At 62.0% G+C, this 24,820-nt stretch carries 22 protein-coding genes and 1 riboswitch; of the genes, 13 read left to right on the top strand and 9 right to left on the bottom strand.

The window, feature by feature from the left end; genetic code table 11:
* Positions 1 to 190: 190 nt before the first annotated feature.
* Complete coding sequence (locus J2X43_RS04335; RefSeq protein WP_112388439.1) at positions 191 to 2,287, bottom strand: bifunctional rhamnulose-1-phosphate aldolase/short-chain dehydrogenase; 2,097 nt, start codon at positions 2,285 to 2,287, stop codon at positions 191 to 193.
* Between the two features lie 194 nt (positions 2,288 to 2,481).
* Here J2X43_RS04335 and J2X43_RS04330 point away from each other — a divergent pair, with 194 nt between their 5' ends.
* The 8 genes from J2X43_RS04330 to J2X43_RS04295 all read left to right on the top strand — a co-directional run bounded on the left by J2X43_RS04330 (position 2,482) and on the right by J2X43_RS04295 (position 10,483).
* Positions 2,482 to 3,294: a DeoR/GlpR family DNA-binding transcription regulator gene (locus J2X43_RS04330; protein WP_112388440.1), complete on the top strand. Its 813-nt coding sequence runs from the start codon at positions 2,482 to 2,484 to the stop codon at positions 3,292 to 3,294.
* 51 nt (positions 3,295 to 3,345) lie between these two features.
* On the top strand, positions 3,346 to 4,341 hold the full coding sequence (gene rhaS / locus J2X43_RS04325) for a rhamnose ABC transporter substrate-binding protein (protein ID WP_112388441.1): 996 nt from the start codon (positions 3,346 to 3,348) through the stop codon (positions 4,339 to 4,341).
* A gap of 69 nt (positions 4,342 to 4,410) precedes the next feature.
* Positions 4,411 to 5,946: a sugar ABC transporter ATP-binding protein gene (locus tag J2X43_RS04320; protein ID WP_112389002.1), complete on the top strand. Its 1,536-nt coding sequence runs from the start codon at positions 4,411 to 4,413 to the stop codon at positions 5,944 to 5,946.
* A gap of 9 nt (positions 5,947 to 5,955) precedes the next feature.
* Positions 5,956 to 6,957, top strand: coding sequence for an ABC transporter permease (locus J2X43_RS04315; RefSeq protein ID WP_112388442.1), 1,002 nt, complete (start codon positions 5,956 to 5,958; stop codon positions 6,955 to 6,957).
* On the top strand, positions 6,954 to 7,964 hold the full coding sequence (locus J2X43_RS04310) for an ABC transporter permease (protein ID WP_112388443.1): 1,011 nt from the start codon (positions 6,954 to 6,956) through the stop codon (positions 7,962 to 7,964). The genes J2X43_RS04315 and J2X43_RS04310 overlap by 4 nt, the downstream gene beginning before the upstream one ends.
* Positions 7,961 to 8,281 carry an L-rhamnose mutarotase gene (rhaM, locus tag J2X43_RS04305; protein WP_112388444.1) on the top strand — a complete coding sequence of 107 codons (321 nt, stop codon included), beginning with the start codon at positions 7,961 to 7,963 and terminating at the stop codon, positions 8,279 to 8,281. The genes J2X43_RS04310 and rhaM overlap by 4 nt, the downstream gene beginning before the upstream one ends.
* Entirely contained in the window at positions 8,278 to 9,645 is a 1,368-nt protein-coding gene (locus tag J2X43_RS04300; RefSeq protein ID WP_112388445.1) for an FGGY-family carbohydrate kinase, read from the top strand. The genes rhaM and J2X43_RS04300 overlap by 4 nt, the downstream gene beginning before the upstream one ends.
* A 79-nt stretch (positions 9,646 to 9,724) precedes the next feature.
* Entirely contained in the window at positions 9,725 to 10,483 is a 759-nt protein-coding gene (locus J2X43_RS04295; RefSeq protein WP_112388446.1) for a fumarylacetoacetate hydrolase family protein, read from the top strand.
* Here J2X43_RS04295 and mmsB read toward each other — a convergent pair whose 3' ends face one another.
* The 7 genes from mmsB to J2X43_RS04260 all read right to left on the bottom strand — a co-directional run bounded on the left by mmsB (position 10,484) and on the right by J2X43_RS04260 (position 17,782).
* On the bottom strand, positions 10,484 to 11,365 hold the full coding sequence (gene mmsB, locus J2X43_RS04290; protein ID WP_112388447.1) for a 3-hydroxyisobutyrate dehydrogenase: 882 nt from the start codon (positions 11,363 to 11,365) through the stop codon (positions 10,484 to 10,486).
* Positions 11,366 to 11,374: 9 nt separating this feature from the next.
* Positions 11,375 to 12,970: a GMC family oxidoreductase gene (locus J2X43_RS04285; protein WP_112389003.1), complete on the bottom strand. Its 1,596-nt coding sequence runs from the start codon at positions 12,968 to 12,970 to the stop codon at positions 11,375 to 11,377.
* 16 nt (positions 12,971 to 12,986) lie between these two features.
* The gene (locus J2X43_RS04280; protein WP_112538218.1) at positions 12,987 to 13,976 is read right to left on the bottom strand and encodes a branched-chain amino acid ABC transporter permease; all 990 of its coding nucleotides are present in this window, start codon (positions 13,974 to 13,976) and stop codon (positions 12,987 to 12,989) included.
* 1 nt (position 13,977) lies between these two features.
* Complete coding sequence (locus J2X43_RS04275) at positions 13,978 to 14,865, bottom strand: branched-chain amino acid ABC transporter permease (protein ID WP_112388449.1); 888 nt, start codon at positions 14,863 to 14,865, stop codon at positions 13,978 to 13,980.
* Positions 14,866 to 15,083: 218 nt separating this feature from the next.
* Positions 15,084 to 15,785, bottom strand: a complete 702-nt coding sequence (locus J2X43_RS04270; protein ID WP_112388451.1) for an ABC transporter ATP-binding protein — start codon at positions 15,783 to 15,785, stop codon at positions 15,084 to 15,086.
* Entirely contained in the window at positions 15,785 to 16,567 is a 783-nt protein-coding gene (locus tag J2X43_RS04265) for an ABC transporter ATP-binding protein (RefSeq protein ID WP_112388452.1), read from the bottom strand. The genes J2X43_RS04270 and J2X43_RS04265 overlap by 1 nt, the downstream gene beginning before the upstream one ends.
* Before the next feature lie 3 nt (positions 16,568 to 16,570).
* Complete coding sequence (locus J2X43_RS04260; RefSeq protein WP_112388453.1) at positions 16,571 to 17,782, bottom strand: ABC transporter substrate-binding protein; 1,212 nt, start codon at positions 17,780 to 17,782, stop codon at positions 16,571 to 16,573.
* 251 nt (positions 17,783 to 18,033) lie between these two features.
* On the opposite strand from J2X43_RS04260, the gene J2X43_RS04255 reads away from it, so the two are divergent.
* The 5 genes from J2X43_RS04255 to J2X43_RS04235 all read left to right on the top strand — a co-directional run bounded on the left by J2X43_RS04255 (position 18,034) and on the right by J2X43_RS04235 (position 23,020).
* The gene (locus J2X43_RS04255) at positions 18,034 to 18,972 is read left to right on the top strand and encodes a LysR family transcriptional regulator (RefSeq protein ID WP_112388454.1); all 939 of its coding nucleotides are present in this window, start codon (positions 18,034 to 18,036) and stop codon (positions 18,970 to 18,972) included.
* Between the two features lie 81 nt (positions 18,973 to 19,053).
* Complete coding sequence (locus J2X43_RS04250) at positions 19,054 to 20,316, top strand: NAD(P)/FAD-dependent oxidoreductase (protein ID WP_112389004.1); 1,263 nt, start codon at positions 19,054 to 19,056, stop codon at positions 20,314 to 20,316.
* A gap of 86 nt (positions 20,317 to 20,402) precedes the next feature.
* Positions 20,403 to 20,864, top strand: a complete 462-nt coding sequence (locus tag J2X43_RS04245) for a DUF4126 family protein (RefSeq protein WP_112388455.1) — start codon at positions 20,403 to 20,405, stop codon at positions 20,862 to 20,864.
* A complete protein-coding gene (locus tag J2X43_RS04240; protein ID WP_112444104.1) occupies positions 20,861 to 22,225 on the top strand; it encodes an FAD-containing oxidoreductase in 1,365 nt (454 codons plus the stop codon). Before J2X43_RS04245 ends, J2X43_RS04240 begins: the two co-directional genes overlap by 4 nt.
* Before the next feature lie 62 nt (positions 22,226 to 22,287).
* Positions 22,288 to 22,431: riboswitch (FMN riboswitch) on the top strand.
* Between the two features lie 112 nt (positions 22,432 to 22,543).
* Positions 22,544 to 23,020, top strand: a complete 477-nt coding sequence (locus J2X43_RS04235) for a 6,7-dimethyl-8-ribityllumazine synthase (protein ID WP_112388457.1) — start codon at positions 22,544 to 22,546, stop codon at positions 23,018 to 23,020.
* A gap of 46 nt (positions 23,021 to 23,066) precedes the next feature.
* Here J2X43_RS04235 and J2X43_RS04230 read toward each other — a convergent pair whose 3' ends face one another.
* Positions 23,067 to 24,812 carry a glycerol-3-phosphate dehydrogenase/oxidase gene (locus tag J2X43_RS04230; RefSeq protein WP_112388458.1) on the bottom strand — a complete coding sequence of 582 codons (1,746 nt, stop codon included), beginning with the start codon at positions 24,810 to 24,812 and terminating at the stop codon, positions 23,067 to 23,069.
* Positions 24,813 to 24,820 lie beyond the last annotated feature (8 nt).

Genomic DNA, 24,820 nt, shown 5'->3' with positions numbered 1-24,820 from the left:
CGGCTCTATCCCTCATTCCTGTGCTTGTCACAGGAATCCAGCCACGGCGCGTCTGCGCCGTGAATAACTGACCAATCGCTGAAGCCTCTAGTCTCCCGCGCCCAAGGACTTGGGCGCACTGGATTCCTGTGACAAGCACAGGAATGAGGGAGGAGAGCAAGGCCCCCGCATCATTCCGAAACTACGCCCCTCAGCGCGGGAAGCTCTGGGCGTTACCGGCATCGACATTGATGATGTTGCCGGTGGACTTCGCCGAGAGATCCGACGCCAGGAAGTAGATTGCCTCGGCGATATCCTCAGGGAAGACATTGAGCTTCAGCATCGAACGCTTGCGGTAATGTTCCTCGAGATCATCCACCTCGATCTTCGAGGACGCCGCGCGCTGTTCTCGCCATTCGCCGTTCCAGATCTTCGAGCCGCGCAGAACTGCATCCGGGTTGACCGTGTTGACGCGGATACCGGCTTCTGCCCCTTCGAGCGCCAGGCAGCGGGCCAGATGGATTTCGGCAGCCTTGGCGGTGCAATAGGCAGCCGCGTTCGGCGACGACGCCAAACCGTTCTTCGAAGCGACGAAGACCACGTTACCGCCAAGGTTCTGCTTGCGGAACAGCCGGAAGGCTTCGCGCGACACCAGAAAGTAGCCGGTCGCCAGAATGTCGATATTCTTGTTCCACATCGAAAGCTCGGTGCTTTCGATCGGTGCAGACGAAGCGATACCGGCATTCGAAACCAGGATGTCGACACCGCCGAACTCGACGCAGGATTCGGCGAAGGTCGAGATGACGGCATCTTCCTTGGTCACGTCGAGCTTGACGCTGCGAACGGCGTCAGCACCGAACTTGGCCTTGAAATCGGCTTCCGTCGCTTCGAGCGCGGCCTGATCGATATCGGCAAGCACGACGCAGGCGCCCTCGCCCACCAGACGTGCCGCCGTCGCGCGGCCGATACCGCCGGCGCCGCCGGTGACGAAGGCGACCTTGCCGGCTAGGCTCTTCGGCTTCGGCATGCGCTGCAGCTTGGCTTCCTCGAGCAGCCAGTATTCGATGTCGAAGGCTTCCTGTTCCGGAAGCCCCTGATATTCCGAGACCGTCGAGGCGCCACGCATGACGTTGATGGCGTTGACGTAGAACTCGCTGGCGATACGGGCGGTTGCCTTGTCGCGAGCAAAGGACAGCATGCCGACGCCGGGCACCAGGAAGATCACCGGGTTCGCATCGCGCATGGCGGGCGAATTGTCATGCTTGCAGTCATTGTAATAGCGTGCGTAGTCGGCGCGATATGCTTCCAGCGCCGCGTCCAGACCAGCAATGATCGCATCGACATCAGGCTTTGCCGGATCGAAATCGACGATCAGCGGGCGAATCTTGGTGCGCAGGAAATGATCCGGGCAGCTGGTGCCGAGCGCGCCGAGCGGGCGAAGGCTCTTCGAATTGACAAACTCGAGCACGGCATCCTGATCGTCGAAATGGCCGAGCTTGCGCTCCTGCTTGCCGATGCGGCCGCGAATTTCCGGCATCAGGCGCGCTGCAATCGCGCGGCGTTCGGCGACCGGCAGGCTCTGCGCCGCAGCGCCGCTGAAGATCGTCTTTCCCTCGGTCTTTTCGGCAAACCAGACGATCGCCTTGTTGATGATGTCGAGTGTCAGCTCGTAGCAGGCCTTGGCGTCGTTCGCCCAGGTGAAGAGGCCGTGGCTTTCGAGCACGACGCCCTTGGAATTCGGGTTGGCCTTGACGAAGGCTTCGAGATCAAGACCGAGCTGGAAGCCCGGGCGGCGCCAGGGCAGCCAGCCGATATCGGCGCCGAAGATCTGCTGCGTCAATTCCCTGGAATTCTTGGAAGCGGCAATGGCAATGATCGCGTCGGGATGCATGTGGTCGACATGCGTGAACGGCACGAAGCCATGCAGCGGCGTATCGATCGAGGCGGCACGCGAGTTCAGGTTGAAGGTGCAATGCGGCAGGAAGCTGACCATGCGGTCTTCGTCCGCTGTGCCCTTGTAGATGCCCTTCAGCGAATCCAGCTTGTCCTGGTAAAGCGTGGCGAAGCCATCGAGCTTGATGGTTCCGACGTCGCCGCCGGAGCCCTTGACCCAGAGAACCTTGACCTTTTCGCCGTTCAGCGGATCGGTTTCCATCACCTTCGCGGAGGTGTTGCCACCGCCGTAATTGGTGATGCGCTTGTCGGCGCCGAGGAGGTTGGAGCGGTAGAGCAGCTTGCCGGGCTCATCGAGCTTTGCCGCGTAGCTGTCATCCCAACGGTTATCAAGAAGCCGGACGTTGGCCGCCATGTCATCCTCCCATATGAGTTCTTTTGCGCGGAGCAATCCACGCCCTTGTCGTGACCGATATCGCTCATGAAAATGCGCGTTGTCAATCGAAAACGATCAAAAACAATTATTGTGCAGCGCAATATGAAAATTCTTGATCGTTTTTGATTGACAGCTTTTAACCGATACGAAATAAATGTGACACGGAGGAACCAATGCACGAACGCGAACGCCATCGCATCATCATGAGCGCGGTACAGGAAAAGTCGGTCGTCACGATACAGGATATCGCTGAACTGACCGAGGCTTCCGAGGCCACGATCCGTCGTGACATTGCGGCTCTTCACGTACAGGGCAAGATCCGCCGCGTCCGCGGCGGCGCCGAGGCCGTTCATCCGCCGCAGCTCGGCAATCTGGCAGGCCGCCCGTTCCGGGTTTCAGAATCAGTCAATATCGACAAGAAGCGCGCAATCGCCCGCGCCGCCGTCGATCTCTGCGATCCCGGCGATGCCATCATCATCAATGGCGGCACCACGACATTCCAGATGGTCCACTTCATGTCCGGCCACCGGATGCAGGTGATGACCAATTCCTTCGCCATTGCCGAGCATCTGGTGAAGCATTCGAAGAACACCGTCACCGTGCCCGGTGGCGTCATCTATCGCGAGCAGAGCCTCATTCTCTCGCCGTTCGATAATGACGCGATACGCCATTTCTATGCGCGCCGGTTCTTCTTCGGCGCCCAGGGCGTCGGCCCGCACGGCATCATGGAAGCCGATGCGCAGATCATTCAGAGCGAACAGAAGCTGATGCACCAGGCCGACGAGCTCGTCGTCATGGTCGATTCCAGCAAGTTCCGCCGCCGCTCGAGCCTCATTCTGTGCCCGCTCGAGCGCGTTTCGACGATCATTACCGACGATGGAATTCCGGAGGAATCCGTCCGGATGATCGAAGATGCAGGTATCAAGCTCGTTATTGCGAGCGCCGCGGCGCAGGCCGCAAGGGAGGATTCCTCGTCGGTCGCCTGAGGGGCGCCGGCCGGATGTCGTTAGACTTAATCAACGTGGGAGGATGAAAGCATGAAACTCGCAAAGAAACTTGCAATTGGAGTGGCATTTGCCGTCGCCATGATGGCCGGTTCGGCCAGCGCCAAGGACATCAAGATCGGTCTCGTCGTCAAGTCGCTGGGCAACGGCTTCTTCGATGCCGCCAACAAGGGCGCGCAGGAAGCAGCCAAGGAACTCGGCGGCGTAGAAGTGATCTATACCGGCCCGACCTCGACGACGGCTGAAGGCCAGATCGAAGTCATCAACTCGCTGATCGCACAGGGCGTCGATGCCATCGCGATTTCGGCGAACGACCCGGACGCCGTCGTTCCGGCACTCAAGAAGGCTGCTCAGCGCGGCATCAAGGTCATCTCCTGGGATTCGGGTGTTGCGCCTGAAGGCCGCATCCTGCAGCTCAACCCGTCCTCCAACGAGCTGATCGGCAAGATGTGCCTGACGCTCGTCAAGGATCACCTCGAAGGCGGCAAGGGCGACTTCGCCATCCTGTCGGCAACGACGACCTCGACGAACCAGAACATCTGGATCGACCAGATGAAGAAGCAGCTCAAGGACTTCGCCGGCCTGAACCTCGTCACCACCGTTTACGGCGACGACCTCTCGGACAAGTCCTACCGCGAAGCTGAAGGCCTTCTGAAGTCCAACCCGAACGTCAAGGTCATCGTCGCTCCGACGACGGTTGGTGTTCTGGCCGCTTCGAAGGTTGTCGAAGACAAGGGTCTGGTCGGCAAGGTCTACGTAACCGGTCTCGGCCTGCCTTCCGAAATGGCCGGCGCGATCAAGTCGGGTGCGACGAAGGAATTCGCCATCTGGAACCCGATCGACCTCGGCTACTCGGCAACGCAGATCGCCTATCACCTCGTCAAGGGTGATGCCGATGGCAAGCCGGGCACGGAAATCGAAGCCGGCCGCATGGGCAAGATCAAGATCGACGACAAGGGCGAAGCCGCCATGTCCGATCCGTTCGTCTACAACGCTTCGAACATCGACCAGTTCTCCAAGGTCTTCTGATCTTCGAAACACGCATGAACACCCGGCGGCTTCGTGCCGCCGGGCTTCTCTTTCTTCATGGTTTTGCTGATGACCACTGCCCTTCAAGAACCCGTCGCGGCTGCCGAGCCCAAGGACGCGCCCGCCATTCTGGAAATGCGCGGCATCTCGCAGATCTTTCCGGGTGTCAAAGCGCTCGATAACGTCAGCATCGCGCTCTATCCCGGCAAGGTCACAGCCCTGATCGGCGAAAACGGCGCGGGCAAGTCGACGCTGGTCAAGATCCTCACCGGCATCTACCGTCCCAACGAGGGCGAAATCATCGTCGATGGGCAGGCCGTCAGCTTTACGAGCGCGCAGGCCGCGATCGACGCGGGCGTCACCGCCATTCATCAGGAGACTGTGCTCTTCGACGAGCTGACGGTCGCCGAAAACATTTTTCTCGGCCATGCGCCGAAGACCCGCTTCCGCACCATCGACTGGAAGGCGATGAACGAGCGCTCGCGCGAGCTGCTCATTTCGCTGGAAAGCAATATCGATCCGACGATCCGCCTGAAGGACCTCTCGATCGCGCAGCGCCATCTCGTGGCGATCGCCCGCGCATTGTCGATCGAGGCCCGCATCGTCATCATGGACGAGCCGACGGCCGCGCTTTCCCGCAAGGAAATCGACGACCTCTTCCGTATCGTCCAGGGCCTGAAGGCCAAGGGCAAGGCGATCCTCTTCATCAGCCACAAGTTCGACGAGGTCTATGAGATCGCCGACAATTTCGTGGTCTTCCGCGACGGCAAGGCCGTCGGCGCCGGGCGCCTGAAGGAAACGCCGCAGGATGCGATCGTCAAGCTGATGGTCGGCCGCGATGTCGAGAACGCCTTTCCGAAGATCGACGTGGCGATCGGCGCTCCGGTTCTCGCTGTGGAGAGATACTGTCACCGCACGGAATTCCGCGATATCACCTTCACGCTCCGCAAAGGCGAAATCCTAGGGATCTACGGCCTGATCGGCGCCGGGCGCTCCGAACTCTGCCAGTCCCTCTTCGGCATCACCAAGCCTCTGTCGGGCAAGCTGACGCTGGAGGGGCAGGAGATTTCGATCAGCTCGCCGCTCGATGCGATCCGCGCCGGTATCGTCTACGTGCCGGAGGAGCGCGGCCGCCATGGCCTGGCCCTGCCGATGCCGATCTACCAGAACATGACGCTGCCATCGTTGACGCGCACCTCGCGCAAGGGCTTCCTGAAGGCCGCCAACGAATTCGCGCTCGCCCGCAAATATGCCGAGCGGCTGGATCTGCGCGCCGCGGCGCTCTCCGTTCCCGTCGGCACGCTGTCGGGCGGCAATCAGCAGAAGGTCGTCATCGGCAAGTGGCTCGCCACCATGCCGAAGGTCATCATCCTCGACGAGCCGACCAAGGGCATCGACATCGGCTCCAAGGCCGCCGTCCACGGCTTCATCAGCGAGCTCGCCGCCGAGGGCCTGTCGATCATCATGATCTCGTCCGAACTGCCTGAAATCATCGGGATGTCAGACCGTGTTCTGGTCATGAAGGAAGGCCTTTCGGCCGGCCTCTACGACCGCGACAAGCTTTCGCCAGAGGCGCTGGTGCGCGCGGCGACCGGAAATGCGTGAGGGAAAAGCATGGCAAGACTGATCAGAAAACGGGAAACCCTGCTTTTCCTCATCATCGTCGTGATGATCGGCGTCTTCTCGACGCGTGCCGCCGATTTCGCAACGCCCGACAATCTCGCCGGCATCTTCAACGACACCTCGATCCTCATCATCCTGGCGCTGGCGCAGATGACGGTGATCCTGACGAAGTCGATCGACCTGTCGGTGGCCGCCAATCTGGCCTTCACCGGCATGGCGATCGCAATGATGAACGCCGCCTATCCCGATCTGCCGCTGGCAGTGCTGATCATTGCAGCCATCGCCATCGGCGCCTGCCTGGGCGCGATCAACGGCTTTCTGGTCTGGGCGCTGGAGATACCGCCGATCGTCGTGACCTTGGGCACGCTCACCATCTATCGCGGCATGGCTTTCGTGCTCTCGGGCGGCGCCTGGGTCAACGCCCACCAAATGACGCCGACCTTCCTTTCCGTTCCGCGCACGCCGATCCTCGGGCTTCCGGTTCTCGGCTGGGTCGGGATCGTCATCGTGCTGATCATGTATGTCGTCCTGAAATACACCCAGTTCGGCCGCTCCGCCTATGCGACCGGCGGCAATCCGACGGCGGCCGTCTATGCCGGCATCGACACCGGCTGGACGAAGTTCCTGGCTTTCGTGCTCTCTGGTGCGCTGGCCGGTCTGGCCAGCTATCTCTGGGTGTCGCGTTATGCTGTCGCCTATGTAGATATCGCCAACGGCTTCGAGCTCGACAGCGTCGCGGCCTGCGTTATCGGTGGCATCTCGATTGCCGGCGGCGTCGGATCGGTGGTCGGCACGGTGCTTGGCGCGCTTTTCCTCGGCGTCATCAAGAACGCCCTGCCCGTCATCGGCATCTCGCCCTTCACGCAGATGGCGATCTCAGGGACCGTCATCATCCTCGCCGTCGTCTTCAACGCCAGACGCGAGCGCAACCGCGGCCGCATCATCCTGCGTGACAAGGCCGCAGCCGAAACGCCAATCGAGGTGGCAGCATGAGCACCGTTTCCGCCGCACCTGAAAAACGCGTCATTCCCGACCGTCTGGGCACGCCGTTCCGCCGCATTATGTCGAGCTGGGAAGTGCTGCTGTTCGGCGTCGCGGTGCTGATCTTCATCTTTAATTCCGTGGCCTCGCCCTATTTTCTCGATGCCTGGAACCTCTCGGACGCCACGTTCAACTTCACCGAAAAGGCGATGATTGCCTTTGCTATGGCGCTGCTGGTCATCGCCGGCGAAATCGATCTGTCCGTGGCTGCCATCATCGCGCTTGCCTCGACGGCCATGGGCGCCGCAGCCCAGGCAGGCGTCGGAACGCCCGGTCTCGTTGCCATCGGCATCGGCACGGGCCTCGCCTGCGGTCTCTTCAATGGCTTCCTCGTCTCGGCGCTGAAACTGCCGTCGATCGTCGTCACCATCGGCACGATGAGCCTCTTCCGCGGCATTTCCTATATCGTGCTTGGCGACCAGGCCTATGGAAAATACCCCGCCGATTTCGCCTATTTCGGCCAGGGCTATGTCTTCTGGGTCTTTTCCTTCGAATTCGTGCTGTTCATCGTGCTGGCCATCCTCTTTGCCATCCTGCTGCACGCCACGAATTTCGGCCGTCAGGTCTATACGATCGGCAACAACGATTTTGCCGCCCGCTTCTCCGGCATTCCGGTCGAGCGCGTCAAATTCATCCTCTTCATGCTGACCGGCGTGATGAGCGGTATTGCCGCCGTCTGCCTGACCTCGCGTCTCGGCTCCACCCGTCCCTCGATCGCGCAGGGCTGGGAACTCGAAGTGGTGACCATGGTCGTGCTCGGCGGCGTGTCGATCCTCGGCGGCTCCGGCACGATCGGCGGCGTCGTCATTGCCGCCTTCGTGATGGGTCTCGTGACTTTCGGACTCGGCCTTCTCAACGTGCCCGGCATCGTCATGTCGATCTTCATCGGCCTGCTGCTGATCATCACCATCGCCATCCCGATCATTGTCCGCCGCCTCAAGCTGATGAGTTCCAAATGACCCTCCAGAAACACGCCTTCAAGATGAAGCTCAACCCGGGCATGGAAGCCGAATACATCAAGCGCCATGACGAGATCTGGCCGGAACTTGTTGATCTACTGAGAAAATCCGGTGCCAGCGACTACTGGATCTATCTCGATCGGGAAACCAGTACGCTGTTTGCCGTGCTGACGCGGCCGGCCGATCACACGATGGCAAGCCTGCCGGAACACCCGGTCATGAAGAAATGGTGGGCGCACATGGCCGATATCATGGCCACCAATCCCGACAATTCCCCCGTCCAGAGCGATCTCGTCAGCGTCTTCCATATGCCATGAGCGACTACCGCCGCATCGCCGTTCTCGATATCGGCAAGACCAACGCCAAGGTCGTCGTGCTCGACGCGGCGACCGGCGAGGAAATCGCCGTCGCCAAAATGGCGAATACCGTCCTGAAGGACGGCCTCTATCCACATTACGATATCGAGGCCCTCTGGTCCTTTATGCTCGACGCCTTCAAGCGCTTCGCCAAGGCGCCGGGTTTCGAGGCGATCTCGATCACAACGCACGGCGCATCGGCCGCACTTCTTGATGCCGCTGGTAATCTCGCCATGCCGGTGCTCGATTACGAACACGAATATCCGCAACCGATCCGCGACGCCTATGCTGCGCTCCGTCCGCCCTTCAGCGAGACCTACTCCCCGCACCAGACGATGGGCCTGAACATCGGCGCCCAGCTGCATTATCAGAAGACGGCTTTCCCGGATGACTTCGCGAAGGTCGCCACCATCGTCACCTATCCGCAATATTGGGCCGCGCGGCTGACCGGTGTTGCCGCCAACGAGGCGACATCGCTCGGCTGCCACACCGACCTCTGGAACCCTGGAAACGGCGAATACTCCTCTCTGGTCGATACGCTCGGTATCCGCAGCCTCATGGCGCCGATCCGCTCCGCCTTCGACGCGCTCGGCCCGGTCCGGCCGGAGATAGCCATGGAGATCGGCGTATCGGTGCCCGTTTATTGCGGCATTCACGATTCCAATGCATCCCTGCTGCCGCATCTGGTTTCGCGGGAAGCCCCCTTCGCCGTCGTCTCGACCGGCACCTGGGTGATCAATTTCGGCGTCGGTGGCGATCTCGAACATCTCGATCCGCGGCGCGATGCGCTCGCCAATGTCGATGCCTATGGCCGCGCCGTGCCCTCCTCGCGTTTCATGGGCGGCCGCGAATTCGAAATTCTCTCTGCCGAGATCGGTACAGTGCCTGCGAACGAGGCGCTTGCCGCGCTACCTGCCGTGATCGCCCGCAAGATCATGCTGTTGCCGAATGTCGCGCCGGGCTCCGGCCCCTTCCCCGGACGCGAAAAGCAATGGCTGAACGCCGGCGATGCCAGCACGGCTGAACGCTATACTGCTGCCTGCCTCTATCTGGCGCTGATGAGCGAGGCGTGCCTCGGCCTGATCGGCGCCAAGGGGCCAGTGATCGTCGAGGGACCGTTTGCCGCAAACAGCACCTATCTCATCCTTCTTGCGGCGCTGGCGCAGCGGACAGTGATCGCCCTTCCCGGCTCCACCGGCACCAGCCAGGGTGCCTCGCTTCTAACCGGCGTCAAGCCGGCGGCAACACAGGAAACACGCTTCGAGCCCTTTGCTGTCGACGGTTTGGAGGCCTATCGCGCCGCCTGGTATGCGCTGACGGAATAACAGTCTTTCCAAGCTCGCCCTTTACCCCATCTAACCCGAGCGGCTAGTTTGCGCGCACACATCAGGTGGAGGATAAACCATGACAGATTCGACCTTCGATCCGCGCGCCCTCGCGGCCAAGCTTGCAGGCCTTCGCCACGCGGGCAAGCAGGCTTCCACCGCGGAATTCCCGTTGCCCGGCGACCACCGCCAGGCCATGGACGCGCAGAACTTCCTCGCGGCTGAAGAAGGCATTCGCAGCAACGCCTGGAAGGTCTCGATGCCGGCCGACAATCAGCCGGTCACCGCGCCGCTGCATCCCTATTTCGAAGCCGTTTCCGGCGCGAAGCTGCCCTGGGTCGCCGGTACGAAGTTCGAAGCCGAGATCGCCGTGCGCCTCGGCAAGGATCTGCCGATCCGCTCCAGCGGCAAGTACACGCGCGCCGAAGTCGCCGATGCCATTGCGGACGCCTATCTCGGTGTCGAGATGTCCTGGACGGCCGTTGCCGAAGGCAGCAAGATTTCCCCGCTACTGTTCCTCGCCGACCGCCTTGCCAATCTCGGCTACGTGCTCGGCCCGGTGATGCCGCGATCGATCCTTGATACCTGCACCGGTACGCCCTTAAAGGTGATGTTGAACGGCCAGCCGATCTACGATGCGGCCGCCAAGCATGTGAAGGTCGACGTTCTCACCTGGCTGGTCGATTATGCCAATGACACGTTCCGTCCGGACAGCTCGCTGCGCGCAGGCGCAGTGATCACGACAGGCTCGCTCTGCGGTGCGATCGAGGTCGCAACAGCCGGCGAACTCGATGTGACGCTCGGCGATGCGAGGATGCAGCTGGCGCTGGTGCGGTAATCACTCCCTGTTGCGAAACATCTCGATGATGGCGGAAAAGTCCTTTCCGCCATTGCCGAGCTTTTCGAACAGAGCGTAGAGCTGTGCAGCTTCGGCACCCAGCGGTGTCGAGGCGCCGCTGGCAAGCGCCGCCTCCTGCGACAGCCGCAGATCTTTCAGCATCAATGCCGCCGCAAAGCCTGGCTTGTAGTCGTTGTTGGCGGGCGACGCGGGAACCGGCCCCGGAACCGGGCAATAGCTGTTGATCGACCAGCATTGGCCCGACGATGTCGAGGCGACGTCGAACAGTGCTTGATGTTCGAGACCAAGCTTCTCCGCAAGCACGAAGGCCTCGCAGACACCGATCATCGAAATGCCCAGGATCATGTTGTTGCAGATCTTCGCCGCCTGCCCGGCGCCCGCCTCGCCGCAATGGACGATCTTCTTGCCCATCGCCTCGAGGATGGGCTTTGCCTTGGCAAAGCTCTCGTCCGATCCGCCTGCGATGAAGGTCAGCGTTCCCGCCGTCGCCCCGCCCGTCCCGCCAGAGACCGGCGCGTCGAGGGACAGGCAACCGGCGCCACGCGCCAGCTCATGCGCCTTGCGTGAACTCTCGACATCGATCGTTGAGCAGTCGATGACAAGCGTGCCCTTGTCTGCCGACTGCAAGATGTCGGCCCAGGCGGTCAGCACATGCTTGCCCTGCGGCAGCATAGTGAGGATGATCTCGGCGCCCTTGACCGCCTGGCTCGCATGGCTGGCAGGTTTCACGCCACTCTCCGCCGCCGCCTTCAACACCGTCGAAGCGAGATCGAACCCGGTCACATCGTGACCCGCCTTCACCAGATTAGCGGCCATCGGACCACCCATGTTGCCGAGGCCGATAAACGCGATCCGTGCCATTGACGTCTCCTATCTGTTGTCTTCGAGGATCATGCTGGCTGCCTTCTCGGCAATCATGATGACAGGCGAATTGGTGTTGCCCGAGGTGATCGACGGCATGACCGAGGCGTCCGCGATCCTGAGCCTGGCGAGCGCCCGAAACCTCAACCGCGGATCGACGACACTGTCGCGGTCACCGCCCATCCGGCAGGTGCCGACGGGATGAAAGATCGTCGTGCCGATATCGCCCGCCGCCTGCGCCAGCTCCTCATCATTTCGATAGGCAGGACCGGGCTTGAACTCCTCGGGATTGAAACGGGCGAAGGACGGCTGGGCGACGATCCGCCGTGTCAGCTTTATCGATCTGACAGCTATGTCGCGATCGCGTTCCGTCGAGAGGTATCTTGGCGCAATGATGGGCTGCGCGGCAAAATCCGGGCTCGAGACATGCACCGAACCACGGCTCTCGGGCCTCAGATTGCAGACGCTGGCCGTGATCGCCGGAAAGGCATGCACGGGGTCGCCGAACTTGTCGAGCGATACCGGCTGGACGTGATATTGCAGATCGGGCGTTTCCTTGTCCGGCCCCGAGCGGGTGAAGATGCCGAGCTGGCTCGGCGCCATCGCCATCGGTCCCGAGCGGCGCAGCAGATATTCCAGCCCGATCGCCGCCTTGCCGATCAGCTTCGTCGCCTTCTCGTTCAGCGTCGGAACACCGGTCACCTTGTAGGCGAGGCGCAGCTGCAGATGGTCCTGCAGGTTCTCGCCGACGCCCCTGACCTCGCTGACCACATCGATCCCGGCATTCTGCAGCACGTCTCCGCGGCCGATCCCCGAGAGCTCCAGAATATGCGGCGAGCCGATCGAACCGGCCGAAAGGATCGTTTCCTTCGAGGCATAGGCGCGTTTCGCCATGCCGCCATGCTGGAATTCGACGCCGGTGACAGCGCCCTCCTCGATCAGCAACCGTCGCACCTGCGCCTTGGTCAGAACCTTGAGATTGCCGCGCTTCATTGCCGGGCGGAGAAAAGCTTTGGTGGCATTCCAGCGAATGCCGGATCGCTGGTTCACGTCGAAATAGCCGGAGCCTTCATTGGTGCCGCGGTTGAAATCCTCGGTGACGGGGATGCCCGCTTCCTTGGCTGCCTGCTGGAAGGCGTCGAGCACCGCCCATTTGACGCGCGCCTTCTCCACCCGCCACTCGCCGCCGGCGCCATGCATCTCGTCCGTGCCGCGATAGTGATCTTCCGACTTGCGGAAGAACGGCAGAATGTCGTCCCAGCTCCAGCCGGTGCAGCCCATCTGCCGCCAGAGATCGTAGTCGCGGGCCTGGCCGCGCATATAGATCATGCCATTGATCGACGAGCAGCCGCCGAGCACTTTTCCGCGCGGGTAATTCAACGCACGGCCGTTCAGGCCATCCTCCGGCGCCGTCGTGAAGCACCAGTCGGTGCGCGGGTTGTTGATGCAGTAGAGATAACCGACAGGAATGTGGATCCAGTGGTAGTTGTCGTTGCCACCGGCTTCCAGCAGAAGCACCCGGTTGTTGCGGTCTTCGGACAGCCTGTTGGCCAGCACGCAGCCTGCGCTGCCTGCGCCGATGATGATATAGTCGTAGCGATCCATCTTCAGCACCAGCCGCTCAACGGCGATAGACAAAGCCCAACATGCGGCCGATCCGCGACGCATAGAACTCGCCGACGATACCACGGCGGAAGATCAGGACGCAGACCATGAAAACGATGCCTGTGATGATCGTCACCGGAAATTCCGAGGTCGCCAGATAGTTCTGCAGGGTGACGACAAGCCCGGCGCCGAAGATTGGCCCGATCAGCGTACCGATACCGCCGAGCAGCGTCATCAGGATCACCTCGCCCGACATCTGCCAGGCAACATCGGTCAGCGTCGCGAACTGGAAAACCAGCGATTTGACGGCGCCCGCGAGCCCGGCCAGCGCTGCCGACATCACAAAGGCGCCGAGCTTGTATCGGGCAACGGAATAGCCGAGCGAGATCGCCCGCTGCTCGTTTTCGCGGATCGACTTCAGGATCATGCCGAAAGGCGAATTGATGAAGCGCCATATCAGCAGCATGCCGATCAAGAACACCGCCAGCACGAAGAAATACATGTTGGTGGAATCGTTCAGATCGATGAAGCCGAAGAGATGGCCGCGCGGAACCGACTGGATACCGTCCTCGCCCTCGGTGAACTTTGCCTGCAGGCAGAAGAAGAAGAACATCTGCGACAGCGCCAGCGTCACCATCGCGAAATAGATCCCCTGCCGCCGGATCGCCAGATAGCCCATCACCAGCCCGAGAAGCGCTGCGCCGGCGACACCGGTGAGGATGCCGAGTTCGGGTGGGAAGCCCCAGGACTTCACGGTATAGGCGGTGAAATAGGCGGCGCCACCGAAGAAGGTCGCATGGCCGAATGACAGCAGCCCGGTATAGCCGAGCAGCAGATTGAAGGCGCAGGCAAAGAGCGCGAAGCAGAGCAGCTTCATCAGGAAGATCGGGTAGAAGAAGAACGGCGCGAGCACCAGCAGCAGCAGGCCGATGACGAGAAATGCCGCCTGGACCGACAGCGCGGTACGGCTCTTTTCCGGGCGGATGGTTTCGGTGATCTCTGTCATGTCACGCATCCCGGCCGAAGAGGCCCGCGGGCCTGATGAGAAGCACGATCGCCATGATCACGAAGATCACGATGTTCGAGGCCTCAGGATAGAAAACCTTCGTCAGGCCTTCGGCGATACCGAGCACATAGCCAGTGACGATGGCACCCATGATCGAGCCCATGCCGCCGACGACCACGACGGCGAAGACGACGATGATGATGTTCGAGCCCATCAGCGGCGAGACCTGATAGATCGGCGCGGCCAGCACTCCGGCGAAAGCAGCAAGTCCGGCTCCCAACGCGTAGGTCAGCGTCAGCAGCAGCGGAACGTTGACGCCGAAAACCTGCACCAGCGTGGTGTTTTCGGTCGCGGCGCGCAGATAGGCGCCGAGCTTGGTCTTCTCGATCAGCAGCCATGTCCCGATGCAGACGACCAGCGAGACGATGACCACCCAGCCGCGATAGATCGGCAGGAACATGAAGCCGAGATTAGTGCCGCCGGCAAGTGCTGCGGGCGTCGCATAGGGCTGGCCGGAGGAGCCGTAGAGGTAGCGAAACGTCCCCTCGATCGCCAGCGCCATCCCGAAGGTGAAGAGCAGGCCGTAGAGCGGATCGAGATCATAGAGCCGCCGCAGAAACAGCCGCTCAACGACTGCGCCGAACAGACCGACGACCACGGGCGCCAGAATCAGCGCCGGCCAATAGCCGATGCCGCCATAGTCGAGCATCAGGTAGGCGACGAAAGCGCCGAGCATATATTGCGCGCCGTGGGCGAAGTTGATGACGCGCAGCAGGCCGAAGATGATCGCGAGGCCGAGGCTCAGCAGGGCGTAGAAGGAGCCGTTGATCAGGCCGATCAAGAGCTGGCCGAGAAGCGCCTGGACGGGAATGCCGAAGATCATGGTCATAGGGCGCCCCGCTCGAGGTAGGCGAAAGGCGTCACGGCGCCCTCCCTGCATCCCTCATTCCTGTGCTTGTCACAGGAATCCAGCCACGCGAAGTCTTTCGCGTGAAAAGAGTCCTCCGCGCCGCAGACGCGGCGCTGCTGGATCCCTGTGACAAGCACAGGGATGAGGGATGTATTGCTGGCGGATATGGAGGTTTCATTCAGGTTGGCGACCATACCCTAAACCCCCAAAACCTTGTGCAGCGTATCCATCCGCTGCGGCAGTTCCCCAACCGGGAATTCCGACACGACTTGCCCGTGATCCATCAAGTAAAACCGATCGGCAATGCGGCTCGCAAAGCGGAAGTTCTGCTCCACCAGCAGGATCGTCATGCCGCGCTCTTTGAGCTTTTTCAGCACCTCACCGATGCGTTGGACAATAACAGGCGCAAGCCCTTCCGTCGGCTCATCGAGCAGCAGCATCTTCACGCCAGTGCGCAGCACCCGGGCAATCGCCAGCATCTGCTGCTCGCCGCCCGAGAGTTTGGTGCCGGAGCTGGCGCGCCGTTCGTAGAGATTCGGGAAGAGTTCGTAGATTTCATCGATGGTCATGCCGCCCGGCGCCACAACGGGTGGCAGCAGCAGGTTTTCCGAAACCGTCAGCGTCGAGAAGATGCCGCGTTCCTCGGGCACGAAGCCGATGCCCTTATGCGCCGTCTTGTGCAGCGGCACCTGCATCATGTCGGTTCCGGCAAAGCTGATCCTGCCCTTCCGCGCCCGCACGATGCCGGTGATGGTGCGCAGCGTCGTCGTCTTACCGACCCCGTTGCGGCCGAGGATGGTGATCGTCTCGCCCTCGCCGACGGTCATGTCGATGCCGTGCAGGATATGGCTTTCGCCGTACCAGGCATTGAGGCCCTGGATTTCGAGCAGTGCCGCCATCAGTCCTCCTCTACGCCCATATAGGCTTGGCGCACACGCGGATCCTGGCTGACGGTGGCGTAATCGCCCTCGGCCAGGATTTCGCCGCGCTGGAGCACGGTCACCTGCTGGCAGATATTGGCGACGACGGAGAGATTGTGCTCGACCATCAGCACCGCGCGATCGCGGGCGACGTCGCGGATGATGGCGGAGACGACACTGACATCCTCCTGCCCCATGCCGGCCATCGGCTCGTCGAGCAGCAATACCTTGGGATCGAGCGCCAGTGTCGTGGCGATCTCCAGCACCCGCTTGCGGCCGTAGGAAAGATCGGCGGCCATCGCATCGCGTTCCTTGGATAGGCCGACGCTGGCGAGCAGCTGCTCGGCTCTGCCCGTCAGCTGGTCGAGCGCCGAAAGCGGCCGCCAGAACTGCGTCGAGAGATTGTTGGGCCGCTGCAGAGCGACGCGGACATTGTCGAGCACGGTGAGGTGCGGAAAGACCGCCGAAATCTGGAAGGAGCGGACGAGACCCATGCGCGCCACCCGGTCGGGCGGCGTCCTGGTGATATCGGTGCCCATCAGCATGATCGTGCCCGCCGTCGGCTGTAGGAACTTGGTCAGCAGGTTGAAGACCGTGGTCTTGCCTGCCCCGTTCGGGCCGATCAGCGCATGGACGCTGGCATCATGGACATCGAGATCGACGTTCTTCACCGCGGTGAAGCCGCCGAAATCCCGCCTGAGACCGCGGGCGGAGAGAACCACCCGCGGCTTCGTATCATTGACTGGTGCGGAAACCGCCATCGATCACTTCACCAGATCGCAGCCGCTCTTGGCGGGGTCGATATAGGCTTCCTTGCCGGGGATTGTGGCGAGCACGTTGAAGTAGTCCCACGGCTCCTTGCTTTCATCGGGCTTCTTCACCTGCAGCAGGTACATGTCATGGATCATCCGGCCGTTGGCGCCAACAGTGCCGCCGCGGCCGAAGACGTCATCGACGGGCATTTCATGCAGTTGCTTGGCCACCGCTTCCGTCTCATCCGTGCCGGCCTTCTGGACGGCTTTCAGATACTGGAGAACGGCGGAATAGGTGCCCGTGTGAATCATGTTCGGCATCTTGCCGGTGCGGTCGAAAAACTTCTTGCCGAACGCACGGCTTTCATCGTCGCGGTTCCAATAGAAGCCTTCGGTCAGCGTCAGGCCCTGGGCCGCTTCGAGGCCGAGGCCGTGCACTTCGGCGAGCGTGAAGAGCAGCGCGGCCAAACGTTGGCCACCCTGGACGATGCCGAATTCGGCGGCCTGCTTGATGGCATTCGCGGTGTCGAGACCGGCATTCGCCAGGCCGATAACCTTGGCGCCTGAGGACTGCGCCTGCAGCAGGAAGGACGAGAAGTCCTGGCTGGACAGGGGATGACGGACTGAGCCGACGATCGTGCCGCCGTTTGCCTTGACGAAGTCGCCGGTCTGCTGCTCCAGCGAGTAGCCGAAGGCATAGTCGGCCGTCAGGAAGAACCAGCTGTCGCCGCCCTGCTTGACGAGGGCGCCACCGGTGCCGACCGCGAGTGCATGCGTATCGTAGGCCCAGTGGAAGCCGTAGGGGCTGCAGGCCTTGCCGGTCAGATCGGTGGTCGCCGCACCGGTGACGATATCGATCTTCTTCTTTTCCTTGGCGACGGCCTGGACGGCGAGCGCCACCGAGGATGTCGTCAGCTCCATGATCGCATCCACCTGCTCGGTGTCATACCACTGGCGGGCAATGTTGGAGGCGACGTCGGGCTTGTTCTGGTGGTCGGCATCGACAATCTCGATCGGCATATCGAGCACCTTGCCACCGAAATCCTCGACCGCCATCTTGGCGGCCTCGACCGAAGACTTGCCGCCGAAATCGGCATAGACGCCGGACTGATCGTTCAGAATGCCGATCTTGACCTTACCGTCGGACACCGCGCCGCTTTGGGCGAAAACGGCCGTGCTGCTTGCCAGAAGAAATGCAAGTGACGCAATGAAGCTCTTTCGCATAAGTCTCTCCTCCCAGAGATTGGCAGATCGCGATCTGTTCAAATTTGATGAGCCACCCTCCTCAAGGCGACCACTCAACGCCCACGATCACGGAATTTCCACCGTGAGGCAACCAGACGTTTACAATTAATTCCAAACAGTATCTGTTCATTTTTGCACAGATCCGTACCGAAAGCGCCATTTCCGGCCTCTCTGCTGCGCATCACGCGAAGCTGCATTAGACCAAAGACTAAGATAAGCACGGACCTTCGATGACCAACTCCTCGCAGTTTACTTGGGACGATCTGCAGTTTTTTCTAGCCGTGGCCAGAACCGGGCAGCTGTCGACTGCGGCGCGGCAGCTCCGGAGCAGTCATGCCACCGTTTCGCGGCGGATCGACCGGCTGGAATTCGCGCTGAAGGTCAAGCTCTTCGAGCGGAATCCGCGCGGCTATGTGCTGACGGCGATGGGCAACCGCTTCGTTGATACGGCCGAGAAGATGGAGCAGGAGACGGAGCGGTTGCGGGCCGATCTTGCGACAGGTGCCATGGCGCAGCGCGGCGTGGTGCGGCTGAGTGCTCCCGAAGGGTTCGCGAATTTCTTCTTTGCGACGGTGCTGCCGCAATTTGCCGAACGCCACCCGCATCTGTCGCTGGAGCTGGTGACGATCCAGCAGATCATGTCACTGTCGCGCAAGGAGGCGGATATCAGCGTTGTCCTCGACGAGCCGAAGGGCGGCCCCTATTATGCCGAGAAACTCACCGACTATCATCTGCAGGTCTATGGCTCGCGAGACTATCTGGCCGCCAACGCCCCGGTCGTCAGCCGCGAGGATCTGCTCTCGCATCCCTTCATCAGCTATATCGAGGAGATGATCTTTGCGCCGGGGCTGGATTATCTCGGTGACGTTCATCCGCGCATCAAGCCGCAGTTCCAGAGCTCCAGCATCTTCGCGCAGTTGACGGCGACGCGAAACGGGCTTGGGCTCTGCGTGCTCCCCTATTTCTTCGCCAGCCGCTATCCCGAGCTCGAACGCGTATTGCCTGACGAGGTGGATCTGAACCGCAGCTACTGGATCACCTGCCACCAGGACCAGAAGCAGGCGCCGCGCGTGCGGGCCGTCATCGATTTCTTGCGCGAAGCCGTTACCTGGCCGGATGCACGCTTCATTCCGCCCTTCGCAATATCGGCCGTCCGCAGAGGCGGCTGAGCGCCTCGGCAGCCCTGCGAAAGCCTGGCGTACCGGCGGGGCCGCGAAGCGGCTTGCGTGCGGCCTGAGGCAGGGTCCATGATGCGCCGTCTTTTCGAGTCCATTTGCCCCATGAATTCAGAACCTGACATTGCCATCATCGGAGCGGGCGCCGCAGGCGTCGGCGCAGCGCGTCGGCTTGCAAAGAGCGGCCTTTCCGTTTCGGTCTTCGAAGCTCTGCCCCGGATCGGCGGCCGCGCCTGGACATTGAACACGCCTGTTGCCGCGATCGATCTCGGTTGTGGCTGGCTGCATTCGGGCGACCGCAATCCGTGGACCCGAATTGCCGAAGAAGCGGGCGTAACGGTCGACCGAAAACCGAGCGCCTGGCATCGGCAGGATCGCGATTTCGGTTTTCCGCGCGCCGAGCGCGATGCCGCCCGCGCTGCCTTTGGCCGCTGGGCCGAGCGCGTTGCCGAGGCGCCACCGCCAAGCGACTGTGCCATCGACGCTGTCGAGCCGGGCGAGCCCTGGCTTGCCTATCTTCAGGCGCTGAGCGGCTATATCAGCGGCGACGAGCTGGAGCGCATCTCCGCGGAGGATTATGCCGCCTATGACGAGGCCTCGACGGAAAACAACTGGCGTCTCGAGACAGGCTACGGTGCGCTTGTCGCAGCCACCATGCCGGCCTCGGCCGAACTGCATATCGCAACGCCCATCCAGTCGATTTCTGTCGATGGCAGTCGCGTGATGCTGCAGACGGAGCGCGGCACCGTCAGACCGCGAGTAGTGATCGTCACCATCTCCACCAATGTGCTCGCCGGCGGCGTCATCCGCATGCCGTCATCGCTCGACCCATGGTGCGAGGCCGCAGCCAAGCTGCCGCTCGGCAACAACGAAAAGCTCTATTTCGAAATCACCGGCGGCCACAGTTTCGATGACGAAAGCCACGTGATCGGCAATCCCCGCGATCCGAAGACGGCAAGCTATTATATCCGTCCGTTCGGCAAGCCCGTCATCGAGGTCTTCCTCGGCGGAAGCGGCGCCCGCGCCGTGGCCGAAAACCCGCAAGCGGCTTTCCCGCGTGCGATGGAGGAGCTTTCGGCCCTGTTCGGCTCCTGCATTCACAGGGAACTTCGCCCGCTTGCGGCGTCCGAGTGGACCAACACCCCCTCGATCCGCGGTGGCTACAGTCATGCCCTGCCCGGCCATGCGGCGGCGCGTCAGGCTCTGGCAAGGCCGTTCGACAACCGGATCTTCTTCGCCGGCGAAGCGACCAACCGCACAGATTTTTCGACCGCGCATGGAGCCTACGAAAGCGGGCTTCGGGCCGCCGAAGAAGCGCTGCAGGCGCTCGGCCGGTAGAGCCGCACCCCCAATTGCAACCGGTAGAGCTTTGTGCCACGCTGGCCGTGCCGTTTCGGCATTCGCAGAGGAAGGGGACCCCTCGCATGCTTCTATTTCTTGCATTTTTGATCGGGATCATTGCCGGCCTTCGGGCCATGACCGCACCGGCCGCAGTCGCCTGGGGGGCAGCCCTCGGCTGGTTCGACGTGTCGCAGACGCCGCTTGCCTTCATGGGTTACAAATGGACGCCGTGGATCTTCACGGTGCTGGCCGCCGTTGAGCTGATCACTGACCAGCTGCCGACAACGCCCAGCCGCAAGGTGCCGATGCAGTTCGGCGCCCGCATCATCATGGGTGCGTTGACAGGCGCCACGATCGGCGCATCCGGCGGCTCGCTGGTGGCTGGCCTGATCGCCGGTGTGGTTGGCGCCATCGTTGGGACGCTCGGCGGGGCTGCCGTCCGCGGCAAGCTCGCAGCCGCTTTCGGCAAGGATACGCCCGCCGCCCTCATCGAGGACGCGATCGCCATCGTCGGCGCGCTCCTGATCGTATCGGCTGTCGCATGAAGACCTATGACGCCATCTTCATCGGGGCCGGTCAGGCAGGCCCCTTTCTCGCCGCCCGCATGGCCGAGAAGGGCATGAAGGTGGCGCTGATCGAGCGCAAGTATCTCGGCGGCACTTGCGTCAATGCAGGCTGCATGCCGACGAAAACGCTGGTCGCCAGCGCTCGCGCCGCCCATGTGGCCCGGACCGGCGGCGACTACGGTGTCAGGATTTCGGGCGCGATCGAGATCGACATGAAGACGGTGCGCAAACGCGCCGAGACGGTGACCATGAACGCCCGCAACGGCCTGATCGGCTGGTTCTCGGGCATGAAGACCATGGAGGTCATCTACGGCCATGCGAAATTCGCCGGCCAGAAGACCGTTGAGGTGAACGGCGAGACGCTGACCGCACCGTTGATCTTCCTGAATGTCGGCGCCCGCCCGGCCATTCCTGATTTTCCCGGCCTTGCCGATATCGATTACCTCACCAGCACCTCGATCATCCAGCTCGACACCCTGCCCCGCCATCTCGTGGTGATCGGCGGCAGCTATATCGGCCTTGAATTCGCGCAGATGTACCGCCGCTTCGGCGCCGAGGTGACGGTTATCGAACGCGGCCCGAAGCTCGCCTCCCGCGAGGACGAGGATGTTTCGGATGCGATCGAGGAGATCATCGTTTCCGAAGGCATCACGGTTCACACCGGCGCGGAGAACATCGCTTTCGCGAACGCGGCTGACGGTGTCGCTGTCTCGATTTCCGGCAAGCCGGATATCCAGGCAAGCCATGTGCTCGTCGCCACCGGCCGCACGCCGAATACCGGCGATCTCAGCCTCGAAGCGGCTGGCGTCGCGACCGACAAGCGCGGCTTCATCACCGTCGATGACCGGCTGATGACCAATGTCGACGGCATCTATGCGCTCGGTGACTGCAACGGCCATGGCGCGTTCACGCATACATCCTATAACGACTTCGAGATCGCCGCCGCCAACCTGCTGGATGGCGGCGACCGCAAGGTCTCCAGCCGCATTCCGGCCTACGCGCTCTATATCGACCCGCCGCTCGGCCGCGCCGGCATCACCGAGAAGCAGGCCCGCGCCTCGGGCCGCAAGGTCATGGTCTCCAAACGGCCGATGAGCCGGGTCGGCCGCGCTAACGAACGCGGCGAGACCAAGGGCTTCATGAAGATCGTCGCCGATGCGGAGACCAAGGAAATCCTCGGCGCCGCCTTCCTGGGCATCGAGGGCGACGAGGCGATCCACGGTATCATCGATGCGATGAATGCCGGAACCCGCTATCCGGTGCTGCAATGGTCGGTGCCAATCCATCCGACGGTCTCGGAACTCATTCCGACCATCATCGGCGATCTCAAGCCGGTTTGATCAGACAGGCCATCTGACGCCGCTTCCGGACTTGCATTCTTTCCGATTTTGGATTTACCTCGCACTGTTCTCAGGGCGGGGTGCAATTCCCCACCGGCGGTATCGGGTTTACGCCCGGAGCCCGCGAGCGCTTCCAGCAATGGAAGGTCAGCAGATCCGGTGAGATGCCGGAGCCGACGGTATAGTCCGGATGGAAGAGAGCATGCAGGCAGAACCTCTCCAGGGAGAGGTGACTGATGCTGTTCGCCCAAGGGAGAATTGGGCCGCCGCGGCGGCTCGAAGCAACAGCCAGAGATGGCACCCTTGAAAGGCAGAGACATGACAATCGCAACCAAACCACAGGGTCACCGGATCGCCATCGTGCGTGCCCGCTGGCACGCCGGTATCGTCGATCAATGCGTGAATTCCTTTATCTCGACATGGAAGGCGCAGGGCGCCAACGCGGCAGAGGTCGAGATTTTCGACGTGCCGGGCGCGCTTGAAATCCCGCTCCATGCGCAGACACTGGCCCGGACGGGCAAATATGCGGCAATCCTCGGCTGCGCCTTCGTCGTCGACGGCGGCATCTACCGGCACGACTTCGTCGCCGGAACGGTTCTCGATGGCCTGATGCGCGTACAGCTCGATACCAATGTGCCGGTGCTGTCTGCGGTGCTGACGCCGCACCACTTCCAGGAAAGCGAAGCGCATATCGAGTTCTTCATGAACCACTTCGTCATCAAGGGCCAGGAAGCGGCCAATGCCTGCCGCGCCATCCTTGAGGCCCGCAGCAATCTCGCCGTCGCTGCACTCTGATCGGTAGGACAGGACAATGCGCCGGGAAATCAGCCCGGCGCATTGATCACTTCGCCGTAAAACGGTGCGCCTTGCCGCGTTCCGCAGCCGGTGCAGTGCTTGTCAGCACCTGGCCGTGAAAACGGCTGAGCTGACCGGTGACGTCGGCGATTTCGCGCTCGGCACGCGCCGCGTCCCAGCCCAAAGCTGCGGCGGCGATGCCGGCGATTTCCCGCAACCCCTCGATCGTCAGGCGCCCCTCGATCGCCAGCGTCGTGCGGCGTAGCACGATATCGGCGAGATGAACGACGAGTTCGTTGCGAGTGATCCAGTCGATTTCCTTGAAGCTGTGCTGCGGCGCGCCGGTCAGTCTCGTATCGTCGGAATGTACCGAAGCGGATGCGAGGATCGCCGCGGCCGTCGTGCCGTACCGGCCCAGCAATTCGTCGGCCCGCTCGATCGTTATGCTTGCCTTCGCTGCCAGATCCTTGATCCAGTGACCGCGCTTCTCGCCATCGGCGGGAAAGCCCTTGCCGCCGCCGATTGCAAGGTAGCGGGTCGATTCATTGCGGTTCCGCTGTAGGCGCGAGAGAACGGTATCGGCAACCTCCTCGGCGAACCCGCGGAATGTCGTCCACTTGCCGCCGACCAGTGAGACGATCGGGAACGGGCGGTTGCCCTTGGGTTCCTTTACCGGCGCGGAATGGTCCCGGCTGATGAGCCCGGGTGCCGTCGCATCCGATGCCGGGAGCGGACGGATGCCGCTATAGCTGTAAACGATCTGATCGCGGTCGAAGCGCAGCGTCGGCAGCAGCGAACGGACGCTCTCGAGGAAATAGTCGGTTTCCGGTTCCTCGCAGCGAACGTCATCTGGATTATCGGCTGGAATATCGGTCGAGCCGACCAGCGCCAGGCCGAGATAGCTGTAGACCAGGCAGATGCGGCCATCGTCGGCTTCGAAATAGATCATGTGGCCGTTCAGGCTGCGTACCAGTTCAGGATGATCGAGCAGGATATGCGATCCCTTGGTGCCGCCGATCATCTTCGAGGGGGCGCCGAGTGCGGCGTTGACATGATCGATCCAGGGACCGGCGGCGTTGACGACCAGCTTCGGCTTCACCGCGAACTCGCGGCCATCGGCCTGCCGGAATGTCAGCGATCCGCCTGAGACCGTTTCCATCGTGGTGAAATTGGCAGCCAGACTTTTCGGATTGGCATCGAGGCCATCGCGCACGAGTTCATAGACCAGCCGCTCCGGCCGGCTGATCTTGGCGTCATAATAGATGCCGCCGGCGACGATCGCTGGGGTCACATGCGGCATTTCCTTGCGGGCCTGCTTCTTCAGGATCAGCCGGTGTTTCGGCATCACCCGATCGCGCGAGCCGAAGAAGTCGTAGAGCCGCAGGCCGATCTTGATCAGCACCGCACCGCGGCTGCGCGGTGCCGTCTTGGAGCCGAAGAGTGTGCGGATCGCCGCCCAGATGCCGCGCGTCCAGGAAAAGACCGGGATAAAGGTCGGCAGCGGCTCGACGCAATGCGGGGCGTTCTTGAGCAGGAGATTGCGCTCCAGCGTCGATTGCGCCACGAGGCCGAATTCGCCGGTCTCGAGATATTTCAGCCCGCCATGGATGAGCCGCGAGGGCGCAGCGCTCGTACCGGAACCGAAATCCGCCTTGTCGACGATCAAGCAATTGACGCCCTGCACCGAGAGATCGCGAAACAACCCGGCGCCGTTAATGCCCGCGCCGATGATGAGGACGTCGATGTCGCCCCCGCCGAGATCGGAGAAGCGCTGCTGCAGATCGGCTGTCATGATGTCAT

Origin of the sequence: Rhizobium sp. BE258, assembly GCF_031457345.1 — a bacterium.
Lineage (GTDB): Bacteria > Pseudomonadota > Alphaproteobacteria > Rhizobiales > Rhizobiaceae > Rhizobium.
The sequence above is the reverse complement of the archived record's forward strand: the minus strand, read 5'-3'. Positions and strand labels throughout refer to the sequence as shown.

What these genes read in the sequence shown, in the direction of transcription:
- J2X43_RS04265 (WP_112388452.1), bottom strand. Translation starts at nt 16,567, where the DNA reads ATGGCGGTTTCCGCACCAGTCAATGATACGAAGCCGCGGGTGGTTCTC.
- J2X43_RS04300 (WP_112388445.1), top strand. Translation starts at nt 8,278, where the DNA reads ATGAGCGACTACCGCCGCATCGCCGTTCTCGATATCGGCAAGACCAAC.
- J2X43_RS04315 (WP_112388442.1), top strand. Translation starts at nt 5,956, where the DNA reads ATGGCAAGACTGATCAGAAAACGGGAAACCCTGCTTTTCCTCATCATC.
- J2X43_RS04335 (WP_112388439.1), bottom strand. Translation starts at nt 2,287, where the DNA reads ATGGCGGCCAACGTCCGGCTTCTTGATAACCGTTGGGATGACAGCTAC.
- J2X43_RS04285 (WP_112389003.1), bottom strand. Translation starts at nt 12,970, where the DNA reads ATGGATCGCTACGACTATATCATCATCGGCGCAGGCAGCGCAGGCTGC.
- J2X43_RS04240 (WP_112444104.1), top strand. Translation starts at nt 20,861, where the DNA reads ATGAAGACCTATGACGCCATCTTCATCGGGGCCGGTCAGGCAGGCCCC.
- J2X43_RS04255 (WP_112388454.1), top strand. Translation starts at nt 18,034, where the DNA reads ATGACCAACTCCTCGCAGTTTACTTGGGACGATCTGCAGTTTTTTCTA.
- J2X43_RS04275 (WP_112388449.1), bottom strand. Translation starts at nt 14,865, where the DNA reads ATGACCATGATCTTCGGCATTCCCGTCCAGGCGCTTCTCGGCCAGCTC.
- J2X43_RS04230 (WP_112388458.1), bottom strand. Translation starts at nt 24,812, where the DNA reads ATGACAGCCGATCTGCAGCAGCGCTTCTCCGATCTCGGCGGGGGCGAC.
- J2X43_RS04310 (WP_112388443.1), top strand. Translation starts at nt 6,954, where the DNA reads ATGAGCACCGTTTCCGCCGCACCTGAAAAACGCGTCATTCCCGACCGT.
- J2X43_RS04270 (WP_112388451.1), bottom strand. Translation starts at nt 15,785, where the DNA reads ATGGCGGCACTGCTCGAAATCCAGGGCCTCAATGCCTGGTACGGCGAA.
- rhaS (WP_112388441.1), top strand. Translation starts at nt 3,346, where the DNA reads ATGAAACTCGCAAAGAAACTTGCAATTGGAGTGGCATTTGCCGTCGCC.
- J2X43_RS04245 (WP_112388455.1), top strand. Translation starts at nt 20,403, where the DNA reads ATGCTTCTATTTCTTGCATTTTTGATCGGGATCATTGCCGGCCTTCGG.
- J2X43_RS04260 (WP_112388453.1), bottom strand. Translation starts at nt 17,782, where the DNA reads ATGCGAAAGAGCTTCATTGCGTCACTTGCATTTCTTCTGGCAAGCAGC.
- mmsB (WP_112388447.1), bottom strand. Translation starts at nt 11,365, where the DNA reads ATGGCACGGATCGCGTTTATCGGCCTCGGCAACATGGGTGGTCCGATG.
- J2X43_RS04295 (WP_112388446.1), top strand. Translation starts at nt 9,725, where the DNA reads ATGACAGATTCGACCTTCGATCCGCGCGCCCTCGCGGCCAAGCTTGCA.
- J2X43_RS04250 (WP_112389004.1), top strand. Translation starts at nt 19,054, where the DNA reads ATGCGCCGTCTTTTCGAGTCCATTTGCCCCATGAATTCAGAACCTGAC.
- J2X43_RS04320 (WP_112389002.1), top strand. Translation starts at nt 4,411, where the DNA reads ATGACCACTGCCCTTCAAGAACCCGTCGCGGCTGCCGAGCCCAAGGAC.
- rhaM (WP_112388444.1), top strand. Translation starts at nt 7,961, where the DNA reads ATGACCCTCCAGAAACACGCCTTCAAGATGAAGCTCAACCCGGGCATG.
- J2X43_RS04235 (WP_112388457.1), top strand. Translation starts at nt 22,544, where the DNA reads ATGACAATCGCAACCAAACCACAGGGTCACCGGATCGCCATCGTGCGT.
- J2X43_RS04330 (WP_112388440.1), top strand. Translation starts at nt 2,482, where the DNA reads ATGCACGAACGCGAACGCCATCGCATCATCATGAGCGCGGTACAGGAA.
- J2X43_RS04280 (WP_112538218.1), bottom strand. Translation starts at nt 13,976, where the DNA reads ATGACAGAGATCACCGAAACCATCCGCCCGGAAAAGAGCCGTACCGCG.